Below are 19,012 nucleotides of genomic sequence, written 5' to 3' on the forward strand. Positions count from 1 at the left end.
GGGCGGCGGTAGCCCCTTTTTCAACCTGCGCAGGATTCACCCATGCTGCTTTTGATCGATAACTACGACAGCTTTACCTACAACCTTGTCCACTACTTAGGCGAACTGGGGGCTGAAGTGGTAGTCAAACGCAATGACGTGCTGAATGTGCAAGAAGCCATGGCGATGCAGCCCGACGCCATCATGCTGTCACCGGGCCCCGGTGTGCCCGCCGATGCAGGCATCTGCCTGGCGCTGGTACATGCCGCGGCTGAGACGAAAACACCCCTGATCGGTGTCTGCCTTGGGCATCAGGCCATCGGCGAGGCTTTTGGCGGCAAGATCACCCGCTGCCATGAGATCGTACACGGCAAGATGGGGACCATGCAGCATACCGGCAAAGGTCTATTTACTGATCTGCCAAACGCCTTTGAAGCGACGCGCTATCATTCGCTGGTGATCGACCGTGAAAGCATGCCAGACAGCCTTGAGATCACCGCCGAATTGGATGATGGCACGGTCATGGGCGTACAACACCGCGACCTGCCTATCCACGGGGTGCAGTTTCACCCCGAAAGCATCCGGTCCGAACACGGCCACCACATGCTGCAAAACTTCCTGAACACGACAAAGGTGCCCGCATGAGCGATGCAATGAAGCCTCTGATCTTTGCAGCCTCCGAAGGGCCGCTATCGCGTGCGCAAGCGGAAGAGGCATTTGGATATTTGTTTGAAGGGGCAGCGACCCCGGCCCAGATCGGTGGCTTCCTGATGGCGCTGCGCGCACGCGGCGAGTCTGTGTCTGAGTATGCCGCCGCAGCCGCCGTCATGCGCGCCCACTGCGTGCCAGTCAAAGCCCCAGAAGGTGCGATGGATATCGTCGGCACCGGCGGTGATGGCAAGCACACGCTGAATATCTCGACCGCGACCGCTTTTGTTGTGGCTGGCGCAGGCGTGCCTGTTGCAAAACATGGCAACCGCAACCTGTCTTCAAAATCCGGCACGGCTGACGTGCAAGGTGCTTTGGGCATCAACGTGATGGTCGGACCAGAGGTGGTGGAACAGGCGATCGCAGAAGCCGGGATTGGTTTCATGATGGCCCCGATGCATCATCCGGCCATGAAACATGTTGGGCCGATCCGTGTTGAGCTGGGATCAAAGACGATCTTTAACATATTGGGCCCGTTGACTAATCCGGCGGGCGTCAAGCGGCAGTTAACCGGTGCATTCGCCCCTGATCTGATCTTTCCGATGGCGGAAACCTTGCAACAGCTTGGCACGGAAAAAGCGTGGCTGGTCCACGGCAGCGACGGCACGGATGAGATCACGATCTGCGGACCAACGGCTGTTGCAGCCTTGGAAGACGGCAAGATCACATCCCGCGAAATTCATCCCGAAGACGCGGGCCTGCCGGTGCATAACTTCCGCGATATCTTGGGCGGTACGCCCGAAGAAAATGCGGCGGCTCTGTCGGCCTTGCTTGATGGTGCGGAAGGTGCCTATCGTGATGCGGTGTTACTGAACGCCGCAGCTGCATTGGTGGTCGCCGATAAGGTGGACGATCTGAAAACAGGCGTCGCACTGGCTCGTGAAAGCATCGACAGCGGCAAGGCAAAACACGCCGTGGAAACCCTTGCCCGCATCACTTCTGCTGCATGATGTTTGATCTGTCCGGGCTTGGCGCATGGGGCGATCTGCCCTTCTTTGCCGAAGACCTGCCAAAGATCAAATCGGCAATTGATGGTGATGTCCTGCCGCCGCCAGCGCTGACATTTGCCGCATTCGCCCGCACGCAACCTGACGCCACACGCGTCGTGATCCTTGGCCAAGACCCTTATCATACGCCAGGCAAGGCCGACGGTCTGGCCTTCTCAATCCCCATGGAATTTGGCGGCAGGCTTGATAGTCTGGGAAATATCTTCAAGGAAATTCAAAGCGATACCGGTCAACGACGCACGCAAACCGGGTTACAGGATTGGGCCGATCAGGGCGTTTTGCTGCTCAACACCGCCCTCACCGTGCCACCCGGCAAACCCAAAGCGCACGCCAAACTAGGTTGGTCGACGCTTGTAAAGCAGGTGCTGCAACGGCTCAACGATCGCCCCCGCGCTTTCATTTTATGGGGTGGTCCTGCCCAAACCTATGCCAAACACCTCGCCCCCCATCATCTGATCTTGCCCTCCGCGCACCCATCCCCGCTCTCGGCCCATCGCGGGTTTTTCGGGTCGCGCCCATTTTCAAAGGTGAACCAGTGGCTTATTGATCAAGGCCAACAGCCAATCAACTGGGCGGACCCATGAGCGACATTCTGCAAAAGATCAAAACCTATAAGCTGGAAGAGGTCGCAGCGCGCAAGGCTTCTGTCCCGTTGGACGAAGTCGAAGCGCGTGCCAATGCAGCCCCACCCACACGCGGGTTTGCCGCGAAACTGTCTGATGCCGCACGTGAAGGTTACGGTCTGATCGCCGAGATCAAGAAGGCCAGCCCTTCCAAAGGGCTGATCCGCGCCGATTTTGACCCGCCAGCATTGGCCGAGGCCTATGCCGAGGGTGGAGCGACTTGCCTTTCCGTGCTCACGGACGGCCCGTCGTTTCAAGGCGACGACAGCTATCTGACCGCCGCTCGCAGCGCTGTCGACTTGCCCGCCCTGCGCAAGGACTTCATGTACGACACCTATCAGGTCGCCGAGGCCCGTGCCCTGCACGCTGATTGCATCCTGATCATCATGGCAAGCGTCAGCGACGCCCAAGCGCAAGAGCTTGAGGATGCGGCTTTTTCCTGGGGCATGGATGTGCTGATCGAGGTCCATGATGCCGACGAACTCGAACGGGCCACAGCACTGAAATCGCCGCTGATGGGCATCAACAATCGCAACCTCAAGACTTTTGAGACCACGCTGGACACCACACGGACCCTGTCAAAACTGGTGCCTACAGACAGGATAATCGTCTGCGAAAGCGGGCTGAACACCCCCGCCGAACTGGCCGACATGGCCCGTTATGGCGCGCGGACGTTCCTGATCGGCGAAAGCCTGATGCGCCAAGACGATGTAGCGGCAGCGACCCGCAGCCTGCTCGCCAATCCAGCGACAGGAACGATGTGATGACAGGCCTTTCGCATTTCGACACGGACGGCAAAGCGCATATGGTCGATGTCTCGGACAAACCCGTGACAGCGCGTACAGCGATTGCCGAAGGCTACATCAAAATGACCCCTGAAACGCTCGCGCTGATCACCGAAGGCCGTGCGGATAAAGGCGACGTTCTGGGTATCGCACGGATCGCTGGCATCGTGGGTGCCAAGAAAACCGCCGAGTTGATCCCGCTGTGTCATCCGCTGCCCATCACAAAAGTCGCCTTGGACCTCACACCAGACAGCGCCCTGCCCGGCATCCGTATCACGGCAACGGTCAAAACAGGCGGCCAAACCGGGGTGGAGATGGAAGCCCTGACCGCCGTAAGTACTGCGGCGCTCACCGTCTACGACATGGTCAAAGCGGTGCAAAAGGACATGGAAATAGGCGGCGTGCGCCTGACGTTCAAAGACGGCGGCAAATCCGGACGGTTTGAAAACCCATGATCACCGTCGCGGACGCGCTGGCGCAACTGTTCACACTCGCCTCTCCGCTAGAGGCCGAGAACGTCCCGCTTAGCGAAGCAAACGGACGTGTGTTGGCGCAGGATGTGCAGGCGACGCGCAACCAGCCGCCGTTTGCTGCCTCTGCGATGGATGGCTATGCGGTGAAAGCGGACGCGATCAAGCCGGGGCAAACGTTTGAGGTCATTGGAGAAGCCGCCGCAGGCCACCGATGGGACGGCACCGTCGGCCAAGGCCAAACCGTACGCATCTTCACCGGCGCACCCCTGCCAGATGGTACGGATCACGTCATCATTCAGGAAAACATCACGCGCGATGGCGACACGATCACGCTCGACGACAGTGCCAATGACAAACCACATGTACGCCCGGCAGGTGCTGACTTCAAAACCGGTGATAAGATAAACGCCTCGCGTGTGCTGAGCCCCTCTGACGTCGCATTGCTGGCGTCAATGAACATCGCAACCGTCCCCGTCACGCGCCGGCCAAGTGTTGCGATCATCGCGACCGGGGATGAATTGGTCCAACCGGGCGAAACACCCCGCGATGATCAAATCATCGCTTCAAACAGCTACGGGCTAGCTGCGCTTATCGAAAACCTTGGAGCAAAGGCCAGGCTGCTTCCCATCGCACGCGACAACGCGGCATCACTGGGGCTTGCCTTTGATCTGGCCGTCGATGCTGACCTCATCGTCACAATCGGGGGGGCATCAGTTGGCGACCACGACATTGTCGGCACCGTGGCACAGGCCAAAGGCATGGAAAGATCTTTTTACAAAGTCGCCATGCGACCCGGCAAACCACTGATGGCGGGACGCATCGGCCAAGCCACAATGATCGGCCTGCCAGGCAACCCTGTCTCGGCGATGGTTTGCGGGCATATCTTTCTGGCACCGGTCATCCGCAAGATGCTGGGGCTCGGTGAAAATCCGGCACCGCGTGAAACGCACGCACTGTCCAAAGACACTGCTGCAAACGGCCCGCGCGAACACTACATGCGCGCGCACCTCGGGTCGAATGGCGTAACAATCTTCGACCGCCAGGACAGCGCCTTGCTCACCGTGCTCGCTGACGCCAACTGCCTCGCCGTGCGCGGGATCAACGATCCAGCCCGCAAAGCTGGCGACAGGGTCCAGATCATCCGCCTCTGACTTTCTTCGTCCCGTCAAACTTCCGCCGGAGGCATCTTGGCTTACGGCAGGCACAAACCTCACCGTTGACACAAAACAAGAACATGCATAGAACATATGCAAAACGTGACAACGGAGCATCGCCTATGTTGACGAAAAAGCAACTCGACCTGTTAGAGTTTATCCACAAGCGTGTTCAGCGCGACGGTGTGCCGCCCAGTTTCGACGAAATGAAAGAAGCGCTGGATTTGCGATCCAAATCCGGCATTCACCGCCTCATCACAGCTTTGGAAGAACGCGGATTTATCCGCCGCCTCGCGCACCGGGCACGCGCGCTGGAGATCGTGAAACTGCCTGATGCGATGCAGACCAAAACAGGTTTCACGCCGCGAGTGATCGACGGTGACAAACCTGACAGCACCCCTGTGACGGCCCTTCCGGTCGATAACGGTTCTGTTGATCTACCCATGATGGGTCGCATTGCGGCTGGTGTGCCGATCGAAGCGATTAGTGAAGCATCGCGCAACGTTTCCGTCCCGCAATCGATGGTGGGTGCTGGCGATCATTACGCGCTTGAGGTCAAAGGCGATTCGATGATCGACGCGGGCATCAATGACGGTGACGTCGTTGTGATCCGGGAAACAACGGTCGCCGATAATGGCGATATCGTTGTGGCACTGGTTGAAGGGCATGAAGCAACACTGAAGCGGTTCCGCCGCAATGGTGGGGCGATAGCGCTTGAAGCTGCAAACCCGGCCTATGAAACACGGGTCTTCCGCGACGATCAGGTCAAAGTTCAAGGCCGTTTGGTTGGTTTGATCCGCACCTACTAAGCTAGTCGGTTTGCGTGTAAAGGGTCGCCTCGGCGACCCTTTTTCTTTGCGCAATTGATAGCTGGACTGGGGCGGGCACTGGCCCTTGGCGTATGTTCCACGGACGTTGTCCGGCGACCTGATGCGCCGTCGTGATCCGCAGATCACCATCCACGGTCAAATCCAGCGCCAGCGCGCCGGTGTTTCGCAACCGCAGAACATCGTAGACAAGGCACGGCCGCATGACCTCATCCGTCTGATTGCTGATCAACACATCCGCGCCACCACATCCGGTCATCTCAGCAAGCGCTGTTTTACCTGAGACTTGCGTGATCCGCCAATCACCGACGGCAGCATAGATAATCCGCCCCTCACGCTCCAGACCCGACCGTGCGGCTGCCAAATCCTGCGCCACAGGCCCGCCATCATTTTCAAGCCATATCCCCGCGACGAAACCGCTTCCCTTCGCTTTGGACAGCACGCGCCCTTCCACGCTTTGCAACCCAATCAGGGAGCCACTGTCAGCCACCAGCAATGCAGGTCGTGTGCTTTGCTGCCACAAAACCAATGCAGCGACGACAGCAATCCCACCGGCCCACCGCCCGCGCCCGTTGACAAGCACAATCCACAGCAGGCCAAACGCCAGAACCGGAAGAACAAACCAATCCGGTGCCCAAACATGGCTGAGCGCACCCTCTTGGGCAGACACAGTCGCTGCCACAAACAGGATCCACCGCAGCCCGATGTCCATCAACCATAGCCCAATACCCCACAAGCCAAAGGGCGCCAGGCAAACAGCGAGGACTGCCGCAGGCATGACGAGCATCCCCATTAAGGGCACACTCAGAACATTGGCAATCAACCCGTAATGTGCAATTTGATTAAAATGCGCCGCCGCGAACGGGGCCGTCGCAAGCCCTGCGATGAACGACGACAAAACCACCGACAGGATCGGCCGTGTCCATTTTGGCAAACCCGTCAAGTCAAACCGCCGCAGCGCACCAAAGACGGCGACCAAGGCAGTCGTGGCGGCAAACGACATCTGAAATCCGGGGCCGATAAGCGCCTCGGGCTGCCACATCAAAACGATGACCGCGGCCATTGCCACAGCCCGCAGCGTTAGTGCGCGGCGTCCCAGCAACACGGCAACAAGCATCACGGCGACCATAATAAAGGCGCGCTCTGTGGCGACATTTCCACCGGACAGCGCCAAATAGAATGCCCCTACGATCAGGGCGCAGACCGCCGCGATTTTCTTTGTGGGCCAGCGCAATGCAACACCCGGCACAACCGCCAGACCGTAGCGCACCAACGCAAAGATGAACCCGGTCAGCAGGCCCATGTGCAGGCCAGAGATGGCCAACAAATGCGCAAGGTTAGACGCGCGCAGATCGGTCAGCGTCGCCTGCCCCATTCCGGACCGGTCACCGGTCATGATCGCCGCAGCAAAAGCCCCGGTTTCACCCGGCATAGCCTCCTGTACCGCACGCGAAATCGCCATCCGCATTCCGAAAATCTGCGTCTTCAAGTCAGGCTTCTCTGGCACATGCAGCCGCAGAGCAGGCGTGCGCGTATAGCCCACTGCACCGACCTGCAAGAACCAAGCATGGCGTTGAAAATCGAAGCCGCCGGGTTCGGCAGGCCCTGCGGGTGGCGACAGATGCCCCGTCAGGATAATGACATCGCCGGGCGTGAAGACCGCAATGGGCTGTTCGCCATGTAAGGACACCCGTACACGATCGGGCGTGCGGTCCGGTGCCATCCGTGCCAATACCACCCGATCAAGCGTCAGCCGCACCGCATCACTGGCTGAGCGGTCGATGTTCACCACCCGCCCTTCAATCGGGCCGTAATAGCGGAAGGTCAGAACGGGTGCTTCGACCGCAGAAACCCGGTGTTTTGCAACGCCAACGCCCGCCAGAACCAATGCGACCGCAACAAGCAATGGCGCGAAAGCTGTCGGAACCAAACGCGCGCAAATCAAGGCCGCAACACCCGCAACGCCCAGAGCGGCCATCAGCAGCATGTCTGGCTCTGATCCAAGACCAAAATAGGTCCCCACACCAACGCCCAGACACACCGGCACCCAGCCGATCAGTGATCCGCGTTGCGCCAGAAGTGCTGCTTCAACGGTTGCGCGCACTTGTCCTTCACCCCGCAGTTTCGTATCCCGTCCCCAAGCCGGAACCCTACCGGAAAGCTGGTTAGCGAAAGGTTAATATCCGCATGTCTGTCGTCACACGTTTCGCCCCGTCGCCCACAGGTGCCCTGCACATCGGGAGCGCGCGGACTGCTTTGTTTAACTGGCTCTATGCCCGTGGGCGGGGTGGCAAATTCCTGCTGCGGATTGAAGATACCGACAAAGGGCGATCCACCGACGAAAACCGGGAAGCCATCCTTGATGGTCTGACATGGCTGGGCCTTGACTGGGACGGTGCGCCATCAAGCCAAGCCGCCAACGCGGATCGCCATGCCGCGGTCGCGAACACATTACTGGCAAACGGTCACGCCTATAAGTGCTTCAGCACCCAAGAAGAGATCGAAGCTTTCCGTGAAAAGGCCCGCGCCGAAAAAATCTCGACCCTTTTTCGCTCGCCTTGGCGCGATGTGGCAGAGGCTGATCATCCGGACGCGCCTTATGTGATCCGCATCAAAGCCCCGCGCGAGGGTCAGACAACCCTACACGATGAGGTGCAGGGCGATGTGACGTGGTCGAATGACCAGCTTGACGATATGATCCTGCTGCGCTCTGACGGCACACCGGTTTATATGCTCGCTGTCGTGGTAGATGATCACGATATGGGTGTGACCCATGTGATCCGTGGCGATGATCACCTTGCCAATGCGTTTCGGCAGAACCTGATCTATGAAGCGATGGGTTGGGACAAACCGACCCTTGCACATATCCCCCTGATTTTCGGCGCCGATGGGAAAAAACTGTCCAAACGCCACGGCGCAACTGGTGCGGCCGAATATCAGGCGCTGGGATACCCTGCGGCTGGCATGCGCAACTATCTGACACGTCTGGGTTGGAGCCACGGAGACGATGAATTCTTCTCGGATGCCCAGGCGCGGGACTGGTTTGATCTGGGCGGAATCGGCAAATCGCCAGCGCGTTTTGACTTCAAAAAGCTCGAAAACATCTGTGGTCAGCACATCGCGGTCGCGGACGATGCTGCACTGCTGCAAGAATTGCAGGATTTTCTGGCCGCAACTGGTGCAGCACCACTGACTGAAACACAAAACGACGGAATGTTGACCGCGATGTACTGCCTCAAAGAAAGGGCGAAGACATTCCCGGAACTCATTGATAAGGCTCACTTTGTACTGACGCAACGTCCGGTCGAAATCGAAGAGAAGGCGGCCAGCCATCTCACGGATGTATCCCGTGGTATACTGAGAGAATTGACGCCGCAGCTGCAAAATGCTAGCTGGTCTCGAGACATCCTTGAAGGGATCGTCGCATCCACTGCCGAAGCTCATGACATGAAACTAGGCAAGCTGGCCGGGCCTTTACGCGCGGCACTCGCAGGACGCGCGGTTTCACCCAGTATGTTCGATATGATGTTGGTCCTTGGGCAAGATGAAACCATCGCCCGCCTACAGGATGCCAGTCGCTGAAACCTATTCGTTAACGAATAGCAGCTAACCGGACACCAACGACAATACATGCCGCGGCACGTCACCTGTGCCCGACCGAAAGGGGAACATTTATGGCCGAGAATACCGACACAGCGAAGCTGACCATCAAGGGCAAAACCTACGACCTGCCCATGCACTCCCCCACTGGTGGCCCTGACGTCATCGACATTCGCAAGCTTTACGGGCAGGCGGATGTTTTCACATACGATCCGGGCTTCACGTCCACCGCTGCCTGCGACAGTACAATCACCTTCATTGATGGTGAAAAAGGTGTCTTGCTGCACCGTGGCTATCCAATTGATCAGCTTGCAGGCAAATCGCACTACCTCGAAGTGTGCTACCTGCTGCTTTACGGTGAACTGCCGTCTGCAGAAAAGCTGGAAGAGTTTGAATCGCTGGTCACCAACCACACGATGATCCATGAGCAGATGCACAACTTCTTCCGTGGGTTCCGCCGCGATGCGCACCCGATGGCCACGATGGTCGGTGTTGTGGGGGCGATGTCCGCATTTTATCACGATTCCACCGACATCAACGATCCGCACCAGCGTGAGGTCGCGACGATCCGTTTGATCGCGAAGATGCCGACGGTTGCTGCGATGGCTTACAAGTACTCTATCGGTCAACCGTTTGTATATCCGCGCAATGACCTCGATTATGCCGCGAACTTCCTGCACATGTGCTTTGCCGTGCCCGCGCAAGAATACAACGTGAACCCGATCCTTGCCCGTGCGATGGACAGGATTTTCACGCTGCACGCAGACCACGAACAAAACGCATCGACCTCGACCGTGCGTCTGGCGTCATCCTCTGGCGCCAACCCGTTTGCTTGTATCGCCGCCGGTATCGCCTGCCTTTGGGGCCCTGCCCACGGTGGTGCAAACCAGGCATGTCTTGAAATGCTCAAGGAAATCGGCACACCGGACCGCATCCCAGAGTTCATCGCTCGCGCGAAGGATAAAAACGACAGCTATCGCCTGATGGGCTTTGGCCACCGGGTTTACAAAAACTTTGATCCGCGTGCGACGGTGATGAAGGAAAGCGCCGATGAGGTGCTTGATCTGCTGGGTGTTGAAAACAACCCCATCTTGCAGGTCGCGAAAGAGCTTGAGAAACAGGCACTTGCCGATCCGTATTTTGCCGACAAGAAGCTGTTCCCGAACGTCGACTTCTATTCCGGCATTATCCTAGAGGCGATGGGTTTCCCCACCTCGATGTTCACACCGATCTTTGCGCTGGCCCGTACCGTGGGCTGGATTTCGCAATGGTCCGAGCAACTTGCCGATCCACAGTTGAAAATCGGCCGCCCGCGCCAGCTTTATCTGGGTGAGATGCAGCGCGATTATGTCGACATTGAAAAGCGCTAAGAAAGCTGGGCTGCTTTCGGGCGGCCCTTTTTCGGTATGATCCTGAAAACGGAACGCCTGATCCTGCGCGCCGCAAAGCAGGGTGACCTCATGGACCTCTACGCGATCTTCAGCGATCCGCGTGCGATGCGGTATTGGTCCACAGCAGCCCATGAAAACCCTGAACGCACCCAGCAAAACCTTGATAGGTTGATAGCTGCGGCAGAACGACAGCTAACCTATTTTGTCATGGAAAGAGATGGTCGCGCCATTGGTGTGGCCGGCATGCATAAGACTGATGAGGTCGGCTTTCTTCTGCATCCCGACTATTGGCGGCAAGGGATCGTGACCGAGGCGATGAATACGATTATCCCCTACCTCTTTGAGGTCACAGACCATGCACAGTTGACCGCCGACGCAGACCCACGCAACGAAGCCTCGGTCGGGATCTTGAAATCACTGGGATTTCAGGAAACGCACCGGGCAGAAAAGACGTTTTGCATCAATGGTGAATGGTCTGACAGCGTCTACTTCGCCCTTCAGCGCCCCTCATAAACCGCCTGACGCTTCTCCAAGAACGCGACGACACCTTCCTGAAAGTCACGCGTCTTACCACAGCGTCCTTGCAGCTTTGCCTCCAGCGCCAATTGCTCATCCAGTGAGTTCTCAAACGACCCACGAATTGCTTTCTTCAACTGGCGATAGGCCACTGTCGGCCCCTGCGCCAAATGCGCCGCACGCCCCTGCACATGCTCTAGGAAAGTCGCGGCTGGGGCTGTTTCATAGATCATGCCCCACTGCTCTGCCTGTTGCGCGCTGATCTTATCTGCAAAGAGCGCCGCCCCCATCGCCTTGGCCGCACCCATCTGGCGTGGCAACCAATAGGTACCACCGGCATCAGGGATCAGGCCGATCCGCGTGAAGGCCTGAATGAAATAGGCGTCCTCTGACGCAATCACCACGTCTGCGGCCAGCGCAAGGTTGGCCCCTGCTCCCGCCGCAGGTCCATTGACCGCAGAAATCGTGGGCACCCGGCAATCAAAGATCGCCTTCAGCATTGGTACATATTCGTCCCGTAAAGTCCGCTCTAGATCCATCGACGCAGCATTGCCGCCATCGCCAAGGTCCTGGCCGGAACAGAAGGCTTTGCCTGCCCCCGTCAACACAACCACCCGCGCGTCCCGCTCTGCCGCTTTCATCGCATGGGTAATCTCGGCGCGCATTTGGGTGTTGAGCGCGTTCATCATGTCGGGGCGGTTCAGCGTGATCACCGCGACAGAATTGCGAATGACAAGTTTGATGGCCTGATAGTCCATACAGGGGATCCTTTTGCAAAGTTTCCCCTAAGGTAATGAACTGATCAGTTTAGGAAAGCCCTACGGGACGTCATTACCCAAGATTTTCTCTAATTCGGCTTTTTCCGCGTCGCTCAGACCCTCGTCCACAGGACGCCGCGCCCTGATCGTGGACCAACCGATCCCAAGGGCGATCAACAATAGCGCCGGCGCAGCCAGCCAGAGGATCAGGTTCGCCCCGCGTGCGTCGGGGCGCAGCAATACAAACTCCCCATAACGCGCGACCATGAAATCGAGCGCCTCTTGGTCCGTGTCGCCCGCAACCAGCCGTTCACGCAGCACGATCCGCAGCTCTTGCGCCAAGGCCGCGTTGCTTTCATCAATGCTTTCATTGCGGCAAACCGGACAGCGCAATTCCTGCGACAAAGCCCGCGCGCGATCTTCCAACACCGGATCATCCAGCATCTCGTTCGGATCAACCGCCCAAAGCGGTGATGCAAGCAGCATCAGGATGATGGCCAGCCGCTTCATTCCGCAGGCACCGCTTTCGGCGTGGTTTTCTTGGCCGAGGCAGCACCAACCCGCAAGCGACGGTCAGAGAGCGAGAAACAGCCCCCCAAAGCCATCAAGATGGCCCCACCCCAAATCCAATTCGCGAATGGTTTGAGGTAGATGCGTACAGCCCAGCCGCCATTTTCCTGCGGGTCACCGACGACAACGTAGATGTCGCGGACCACACCATTGATAATCGCGGCTTCTGTCGTCGGCATATTTGCGACCGGATAGAACCGTTTTTCAGGGTGCAGATCACCCACTTGCGTCTCGCCCCGCCAGACCGAGATATCGGCCATTGTCGTCAGGTAATTGGGGCCCTCAAGCTGGTTCACACCATCCAAGCGGAATTCAAACTGACCGACTTCCCAGCTGTCACCGATCTGGGCGACGCGAATATCTTCCTGTTCCCAAGCAAGCATGGCTGCGATCCCAAAGATCGTGACGCCCATCCCGATATGCGCGGTCGCCTTGCCCCAATCCGCGCGCGGCAGCCGCGTCATGCGGCGCAAGCGGTCCGACAGGCTATCACGGCCACTGCGCATCCACATATCCGAAATCGCACCACCCACAACCCAAACACCCAATGCCACACCAATGGGGCCAAGCGCTGAATTGCCACTTTGGATCGCATAGGCCAGCCCGGCCATGGCAACGGCAAGCACCAGCCAACCAACCAATGATTTAGACGCACGCCCCAAAGTACCACGTTTCCATGCGAGGATTGATCCCAGTGGCAAGGCAATCGCCAAAGCGACCATAAATGGGGTAAAGGCTGCATCGAAGAAGGGTGGCCCGACAGATACGGTGCGGTCAAAAAGCAGCTCTGACACCAACGGCCAGATGGTGCCGATGAAGACGACAAAACAGCTGACGGATAGCAATATATTGTTCAAGATCAGCGCGCTTTCGCGGCTCACGGTCGAGAAAACACCTTTCGATTCCATTGATCCCGCGCGCAAGGCAAAAAGCGTCAGCGCACCACCCAAGAAGATCGCAAGGATAATCAGGATCAGCATTCCGCGTTCAGGATCATTGGCAAAAGCATGTACGGACGTCAGCACACCCGAGCGCACGATAAACGCACCAAGCAACGAGAACCCAAAGGCCATGATCGCCAGCAGGATCGTCCAGCTTTTCAGCGCTTCTCGCTTCTCTACAACGATGGCAGAGTGCAGCAGCGCCGCCGCAATGAGCCACGGCATGAAGGACGCGTTCTCAACCGGGTCCCAGAACCAGAAACCGCCCCAACCCAGCTCATAATACGCCCACCAAGACCCAAGTGCGATACCCACGGTCAGGAACATCCAAGCAGCCAATGTCCAAGGGCGCACCCAGCGGCCCCACGCGGCATCGACGCGCCCTTCAATCAGGGCGGCGATGGCGAAAGAAAATGACATGCTCAGGCCAACATAACCGAGATAAAGGAAAGGTGGGTGAAACGCCAAACCGGGGTCTTGCAGCAGCGGGTTCAGGTCGCGCCCATTCAAGGGTGGCACCTCAAGACGCAGGAATGGGTTGGATGTGAACAGAACAAAAGCAAAGAAGGCCACTGCGATCGACGCCTGCACCGACAACACCCGTGCCCGCAAACGCGCTGGCAACCCATCGCCAAACCACGCGGCGCAAGCCCCGAACAGCGTCAGGATCACCATCCAAAGCAGCATCGAACCTTCATGGTTCCCCCAAACGCCCGTAATCTTATAGATCATCGGTTTGTCGGTATGGGAATTGAGGTAGACGAGCTGTAGCGAAAAGTCAGAGGTCACAAAGGCCCAAGTCAGCACGGCAAAGGAAAAGGCGGTTAATAAAAACTGCACCGTCGCCGCCGGTTCGGCCATCGCCATCCAGCCAGCATTACCGCGATGTGCGCCCACCATCGGCACGATCATCTGGATGATAGCGATGCCAAAAGCCAGAATCAGAGCGAAATGTCCAAGTTCTATCAACATAGGGCATACATAGCCCATTCAGCGGGCAAGCAACATCCCGGACTGCTCACATCTGCGGTACATTTTGGCGCACCCTCAGATCGCGAAACCGCCTTGCATTGCGTAGGTCACACCCGCCATCAAAAGCCCGCCAATCACCAGGCGCACCAACCACTTCAGCGTGTCCTCAATCGCGCTCAACCGGACCGCCACATTCGCGCGATGCACATCATCGACAGCGTTGCGCATCTCAAGTGCTATGACGCGGCGTTCAAGCTGTCCTGTCGCCTCAGTCTGCATTGTCGACCTGCCAATCTTGCAATGCGGGGTTTGATGATGCCGCCTCGGGTTTGGCAGGGCTGACCTGACCGGCGGCCAAGCTCATCGCAATAGAGCGTTGAAATTCCTGTGATTTGACTTGGTGACGTGCGCCAAAATAAAAGCTCACAATCGCGCCCATTAACCACCAAAGCGGTTCAGGCACAATCGCAAGCCCCTCCATGCCCTTCATGAATTGCTCAGGCTGCTGCATCGCTAAGACAAACAACCAGATTGTGCCCAACGCCAGCGCAGGTCGCGGTAAACGGTTCAGCCCATCGACAATCCTGTCAAACAGGCCGCGACGCGGATGCACGAACTCTGCCGCAAACTGCGCAAGGCTATCCGACCGGGCCGAGGCTGCGCGCACGGCACCGTTCTCAGCATTCTCGCGAAAGACCTGCGCAGTTTCAGCCACCACATTGCGCCCGTCCCCGAACAGAAACGTCATCAGGCCCGAGATCAAACCCATTGCGACACCCGTGCTTTATGTTGCGCCTCGGTCAAATGGTAATGGGCCGACACGAATTCTTCCGCCCGTTTGATCCAACCGCCCTTTCCGCCATCGCGCCTGCGCGCATATTTGCGGCTGGCGGGACGGCGATCAGCCAGATCATAGTAATAGTTGCGGCGCGCAATCCCGTAGGCGTCAACAAGATGGTCCGGTGCCGCCTGCATCGCCTGTTTGGTCGCGGCAATCGTGCGCGGGCCAATAACACCGTCAACGGTCACGGAAATCCGCATATCACCCAGTAAACGTTGTAGAATTTTCACAGCATTCGCGCCGGCATTCACATACATATCAAACACACTGGCTTGCAGAGGCGCGGGCAACCGGTCAATCCGTGGTCCGCGAAAGTAGTGTTCCACAAAGATCGACACCGCATGCGCCCGGGTCAGGACACGGACGTCATCGCTATCAACACGCCCGTCTTGCGTCAGGTCAAGCCCAAGACGGCGCATCGTGTGGATTGTGACACCATAGTTCGTGGCGCCACCAGGATCGTCGGGGTCATTCACATAGCCGCCTTCACGGGCAACAATGGCGGTCGCAATTTGGGTAACGGTCTGCATTTCTGCCCCTTCCATAAGGTCGGGACAAAAGCTGCGCTTTAAAGGTTAATTGGTGACGATAGCACCGTCCGGATCAACATAGAGACCCTGCTCTTTCAAAGCATCAAGTACCTCGGATGGCATATATGTCTCATCATGTTTGGCAAGGATTTCAACGGCTTCAAAGCGACCATTGATGTAATTTCCCTGCGCAACCATCCCCTGACCTTCTTCAAAAAGATCAGGCAGAATGCCGGTGTAGACGACCGGCACCACAGCACCGCCATCGGTTACAGAAAAACTGACCTGCTCGCCCTGACCGCGCACGATGGAACCCTCAGTCACCAGACCGCCAATGCGGAACCGCTCGTTTGGCGGCGGCGGTGCTTCAGCCACTTCTGACGGCGATCGGAAGAACTGAAAACTGTCATCAGGCAAGAACCACAATAGCACAAGGACCAACACAATACTGATCCCCGCCATAGACATCACCTGAATGCGGCGACGTTTCTTCAGACTTTTCAAACCACCCGTCATGGGAACACCGGGGCCAGCATCAGACCCTCTGTTTCAGGCAGCCCTAGCATCAAGTTGGCATTCTGCAACGCCTGCCCTGAAGACCCTTTGGTCAGGTTATCCAAGGCCGCAATGACAATCGCCCGCCCCGGCACACGGTCAGCGACCACGCCGATATGGCAATAATTCGATGCCCTGACATGTTTCATCGACGGCGTTTGTCCCATCGGCAGTACCTCAATAAACGGCTCATCCGCATAAGCTGCGGTCAATGTTGCATATATAACGCCCGGATCGCCTTGCACATAGGTGGTTGCCAAAATGCCGCGGTTCGCTGGGATCAGATGGGGGGTGAACTGCACGTGGACGGGCCGTCCGGCAATCGCGGAGAACTCCTGATCAAACTCGCCCAAGTGGCGATGGGTGCCGCCAACGGCATAGCCATGGGCCCCCTCTGACAACTCCGCGTGCAACAGATTCTCCTTCAGGCTGCGTCCTGCGCCTGATACTGCGGCTTTTAAGTCAATGATGATCTGATCTAAATCAATCACCCCTGCTTCAATGAGCGGACGCAGCGCATATTGACCCGTCGCAGCGTTGCAGCCCGTGCCAGCCACCAGACGCGCGTCCTTGATTTGATCCCGGTAAAACTCGGTCAGGCCATATATTGCCTCTGCCTGCATCTCTGTTGCCGCATGGCCTTTGCCGTACCACTTTTCATAGTCAGCAGGGTCACGCAGACGAAAATCTGCGGACAGGTCCACGATTTTCAGCGACCTTGGCAGCTTTGAAATGACAGCCTGCGATGTGGCATGGGGCAAAGCGCAGAACACCAGATCGACAGCACTCAGGTCCATCTCTTCAATGGTCGTCAGCACAGGCAAGTCCAGATGGCGTAGATGTGGAAACACATCGGCCATGGCCATGCCGGCCTTGGAATTACCCGACAGGCCGACGATGTGCAGGCTGGGGTGTGTTGCGATCAGGCGCACGAGTTCTGCACCGGTGTAACCAGAAGCGCCAAGAATGGCGACGTTATAGGTCATAGGAGTATCCCTTGGGATGAATGGTCGTAAATTCGGTTAAGCGGCGTCAAATGTGATTTTTCGTCGCAGAAACTGGGTCGCGCGGTTGGATACCTGCGCAGGATCGCCGGTTGTCAGAAAGGCGGATGTTGTGCCGAAGCCCACCATCTCGGGCCGCCGCTCCAGATAATCGGCAAGGCTTTCGGCCACGAGTTCAGCTTGGCTAAACACCTTCACATCCGGGCCAAGGGCCTTCTGAAACTCTTTTGCCATCAGCGGGTAATGGGTGCACCCAAGAACTGCCGCATCTGGTTCCGGCATCTTTCGTTTGAGCGCGTCAACGTGACTGTTCACCAAAGCCTCAGCCAGAATCATGTCACCATCCTCAATGGCATCCACGACACCACCGCAGGCCTGCGCCTCAACATCCACACCAATCGCGCGGAAAGCCAATTCCCGCTGGAAAGCGCGGCTCGACACGGTCGCAGGCGTCGCAAAAAGCGCCACATGTTTGGTGTTTACCTCACGCGGAGGCGAGTTGTCACCCCACTGCCGCTCTGTCAGTGCTTCGATCAATGGCACAAATACACCCAGCACCCGCTTGCCTTCTGGCACCCAGCCTTCTTGCATGCGGCGCAGGGCAGCGGCAGAGGCGGTGTTGCAGGCGAGGATCACCAGATCGCAACCGGCATCAAACAAGCGCTGCGTAGACTGCGTGGTCAGGTTGTAAATGTCATCGGGCGTCCGCACGCCGTAAGGCGCATGGGCGCTATCGCCCATGTAGACAAGCGGCAGATCAGGCAAGCGTTTTGCCACGGCGTCCAGCACCGTAAGCCCCCCTAGCCCGCTATCGAATATGCCCACTGCCATTGCGCACCTTGTATTTGTCTTCAAACTCATGACCCAGATGGGTTGGATCCACCGGGCTTGTGCTCAACTCATAAGTGGCTTTGCGCAGGAAATCCATGCACGCTTTGGGGTCTTTTTCGAATTGAGCCAGCGTGTCAGCGGGGATCGGCTCTCCGACCACGACGCGGACGGGTTTGTTGATCTTGGCCTTGAACTCGCGAATGAACATGCCGGTGCGCAAGGTGCTATGCAGGTGGCTGGCCAGTTGGAACAAACGGCTGTTATGTCCTTCAAAGAAAACAGGCACGACTGTCGCGCCCGACTTGGCGATCATTTTGGCCGTGAACGTCCGCCAACTGGGGTCCATTGGCTTTGAAAACGGTGTGGCAGACGTGGATACGGTGCCTCCTGGGAAGATCCCGATTGCACCGCCCGATTTGAGATATTCAACTGCCAAACTGCGTGTTTCAAGGTTCAGCTTGGCGGCTTCTTTCGTTTGATCAAAGGAAATCGGCAGAATAATCCGCTCCAAATCCGCGGCACGGCGAAAGATCCGATGCGCAAGGACACGAAAGTCGCCTTGACGGCGTTCAGACAGAATGCGCCCCATCATCAACCCATCCAGGATGCCATAAGGATGGTTTGAGACAACAATCAACGGGCCTTTGGTCGGAATGCTGTCTAGCGTGCCACCGATGACATCAAGGCTGACGCCGTAGCGATCGGTCATCACCTGCCAAAAGTCAGCACCAGCCTCAACTTCCGTATCATAGCCGCGGGCCTTGCGGATCAGGCGCAGACGCCCTGTTGTATTCTCAAGGATGCGGATCACGGCCCGCCCGCTGCGCCTTTTGGCAGATGAGGCATAGGTGATATCCCGGGCAACTTGGCGATCTCTGGCAGACATGCGAAGCTCTTACATTGCAAAATGTTGCCGGTACATATCATGCTCCGGCAACATTCCTATG

At 57.6% G+C, this 19,012-nt stretch carries 21 protein-coding genes; 10 read left to right on the top strand and 11 right to left on the bottom strand.

Annotated features, from left to right (window positions below; translation table 11 throughout):
- The first annotated feature begins 42 nt into the window (after positions 1–42).
- The 7 genes from MWU60_RS03985 (at position 43) to lexA (ending at position 5,538) form a co-directional block, all read left to right on the top strand.
- Entirely contained in the window at positions 43–624 is a 582-nt protein-coding gene (locus tag MWU60_RS03985; protein WP_247225758.1) for an aminodeoxychorismate/anthranilate synthase component II, read from the top strand.
- Positions 621–1,637: an anthranilate phosphoribosyltransferase gene (gene trpD, locus MWU60_RS03990; protein ID WP_247225760.1), complete on the top strand. Its 1,017-nt coding sequence runs from the start codon at positions 621–623 to the stop codon at positions 1,635–1,637. The genes MWU60_RS03985 and trpD overlap by 4 nt, the downstream gene beginning before the upstream one ends.
- Positions 1,637–2,278, top strand: coding sequence for a uracil-DNA glycosylase (locus MWU60_RS03995; protein WP_247226175.1), 642 nt, complete (start codon positions 1,637–1,639; stop codon positions 2,276–2,278). Before trpD ends, MWU60_RS03995 begins: the two co-directional genes overlap by 1 nt.
- Positions 2,275–3,081, top strand: coding sequence for an indole-3-glycerol phosphate synthase TrpC (gene trpC / locus MWU60_RS04000; protein WP_247225761.1), 807 nt, complete (start codon positions 2,275–2,277; stop codon positions 3,079–3,081). Before MWU60_RS03995 ends, trpC begins: the two co-directional genes overlap by 4 nt.
- Positions 3,081–3,557: a cyclic pyranopterin monophosphate synthase MoaC gene (moaC, locus tag MWU60_RS04005; protein ID WP_247225763.1), complete on the top strand. Its 477-nt coding sequence runs from the start codon at positions 3,081–3,083 to the stop codon at positions 3,555–3,557. Before trpC ends, moaC begins: the two co-directional genes overlap by 1 nt.
- Positions 3,554–4,726, top strand: a complete 1,173-nt coding sequence (gene glp, locus MWU60_RS04010; RefSeq protein ID WP_247225764.1) for a gephyrin-like molybdotransferase Glp — start codon at positions 3,554–3,556, stop codon at positions 4,724–4,726. Before moaC ends, glp begins: the two co-directional genes overlap by 4 nt.
- A gap of 125 nt (positions 4,727–4,851) precedes the next feature.
- Positions 4,852–5,538 (top strand): transcriptional repressor LexA, encoded by a 687-nt coding sequence (gene lexA / locus MWU60_RS04015; protein ID WP_247225765.1) that lies wholly within the window; start codon positions 4,852–4,854, stop codon positions 5,536–5,538.
- 1 nt (position 5,539) lies between these two features.
- Here lexA and MWU60_RS04020 read toward each other — a convergent pair whose 3' ends face one another.
- On the bottom strand, positions 5,540–7,660 hold the full coding sequence (locus tag MWU60_RS04020) for a ComEC/Rec2 family competence protein (protein ID WP_247225767.1): 2,121 nt from the start codon (positions 7,658–7,660) through the stop codon (positions 5,540–5,542).
- Positions 7,661–7,743: 83 nt separating this feature from the next.
- On the opposite strand from MWU60_RS04020, the gene gltX reads away from it, so the two are divergent.
- The 3 genes from gltX to MWU60_RS04035 all read left to right on the top strand — a co-directional run bounded on the left by gltX (position 7,744) and on the right by MWU60_RS04035 (position 11,060).
- Entirely contained in the window at positions 7,744–9,138 is a 1,395-nt protein-coding gene (gltX, locus tag MWU60_RS04025; protein WP_247225769.1) for a glutamate--tRNA ligase, read from the top strand.
- Between the two features lie 92 nt (positions 9,139–9,230).
- Positions 9,231–10,526, top strand: a complete 1,296-nt coding sequence (locus MWU60_RS04030) for a citrate synthase (protein ID WP_247225777.1) — start codon at positions 9,231–9,233, stop codon at positions 10,524–10,526.
- 36 nt (positions 10,527–10,562) lie between these two features.
- Positions 10,563–11,060 (top strand): GNAT family N-acetyltransferase, encoded by a 498-nt coding sequence (locus MWU60_RS04035; protein WP_247225779.1) that lies wholly within the window; start codon positions 10,563–10,565, stop codon positions 11,058–11,060.
- On the opposite strand, the gene MWU60_RS04040 is transcribed toward MWU60_RS04035, so the two are convergent.
- The 10 genes from MWU60_RS04040 to MWU60_RS04085 all read right to left on the bottom strand — a co-directional run bounded on the left by MWU60_RS04040 (position 11,045) and on the right by MWU60_RS04085 (position 18,951).
- Positions 11,045–11,821: an enoyl-CoA hydratase-related protein gene (locus MWU60_RS04040; RefSeq protein ID WP_247225781.1), complete on the bottom strand. Its 777-nt coding sequence runs from the start codon at positions 11,819–11,821 to the stop codon at positions 11,045–11,047. The genes MWU60_RS04035 and MWU60_RS04040 overlap by 16 nt on opposite strands.
- Positions 11,822–11,881: 60 nt before the next feature.
- The gene (locus MWU60_RS04045; RefSeq protein WP_247225782.1) at positions 11,882–12,331 is read right to left on the bottom strand and encodes a cytochrome c-type biogenesis protein; all 450 of its coding nucleotides are present in this window, start codon (positions 12,329–12,331) and stop codon (positions 11,882–11,884) included.
- Entirely contained in the window at positions 12,328–14,304 is a 1,977-nt protein-coding gene (locus MWU60_RS04050) for a heme lyase CcmF/NrfE family subunit (RefSeq protein WP_247225784.1), read from the bottom strand. The genes MWU60_RS04045 and MWU60_RS04050 overlap by 4 nt, the downstream gene beginning before the upstream one ends.
- Before the next feature lie 75 nt (positions 14,305–14,379).
- Positions 14,380–14,583: a hemolysin XhlA family protein gene (locus MWU60_RS04055; protein WP_247225786.1), complete on the bottom strand. Its 204-nt coding sequence runs from the start codon at positions 14,581–14,583 to the stop codon at positions 14,380–14,382.
- Entirely contained in the window at positions 14,573–15,073 is a 501-nt protein-coding gene (locus MWU60_RS04060; RefSeq protein ID WP_247225787.1) for a holin family protein, read from the bottom strand. Before MWU60_RS04060 ends, MWU60_RS04055 begins: the two co-directional genes overlap by 11 nt.
- Complete coding sequence (locus MWU60_RS04065) at positions 15,064–15,675, bottom strand: holin-associated N-acetylmuramidase (RefSeq protein ID WP_247225788.1); 612 nt, start codon at positions 15,673–15,675, stop codon at positions 15,064–15,066. Before MWU60_RS04065 ends, MWU60_RS04060 begins: the two co-directional genes overlap by 10 nt.
- 45 nt (positions 15,676–15,720) lie before the next feature.
- Complete coding sequence (gene ccmE, locus MWU60_RS04070; protein ID WP_247225790.1) at positions 15,721–16,191, bottom strand: cytochrome c maturation protein CcmE; 471 nt, start codon at positions 16,189–16,191, stop codon at positions 15,721–15,723.
- A complete protein-coding gene (gene argC, locus MWU60_RS04075; protein WP_247225795.1) occupies positions 16,188–17,216 on the bottom strand; it encodes an N-acetyl-gamma-glutamyl-phosphate reductase in 1,029 nt (342 codons plus the stop codon). Before argC ends, ccmE begins: the two co-directional genes overlap by 4 nt.
- A 36-nt stretch (positions 17,217–17,252) precedes the next feature.
- Positions 17,253–18,065 carry an aspartate/glutamate racemase family protein gene (locus tag MWU60_RS04080; protein WP_247225796.1) on the bottom strand — a complete coding sequence of 271 codons (813 nt, stop codon included), beginning with the start codon at positions 18,063–18,065 and terminating at the stop codon, positions 17,253–17,255.
- Positions 18,043–18,951, bottom strand: coding sequence for a lysophospholipid acyltransferase family protein (locus MWU60_RS04085; protein WP_247225797.1), 909 nt, complete (start codon positions 18,949–18,951; stop codon positions 18,043–18,045). The genes MWU60_RS04080 and MWU60_RS04085 overlap by 23 nt, the downstream gene beginning before the upstream one ends.
- Positions 18,952–19,012: the final 61 nt, after the last annotated feature.

The sequence above is a fragment of the Yoonia sp. F2084L genome, assembly GCF_023015625.1.
GTDB lineage: Bacteria > Pseudomonadota > Alphaproteobacteria > Rhodobacterales > Rhodobacteraceae > Yoonia.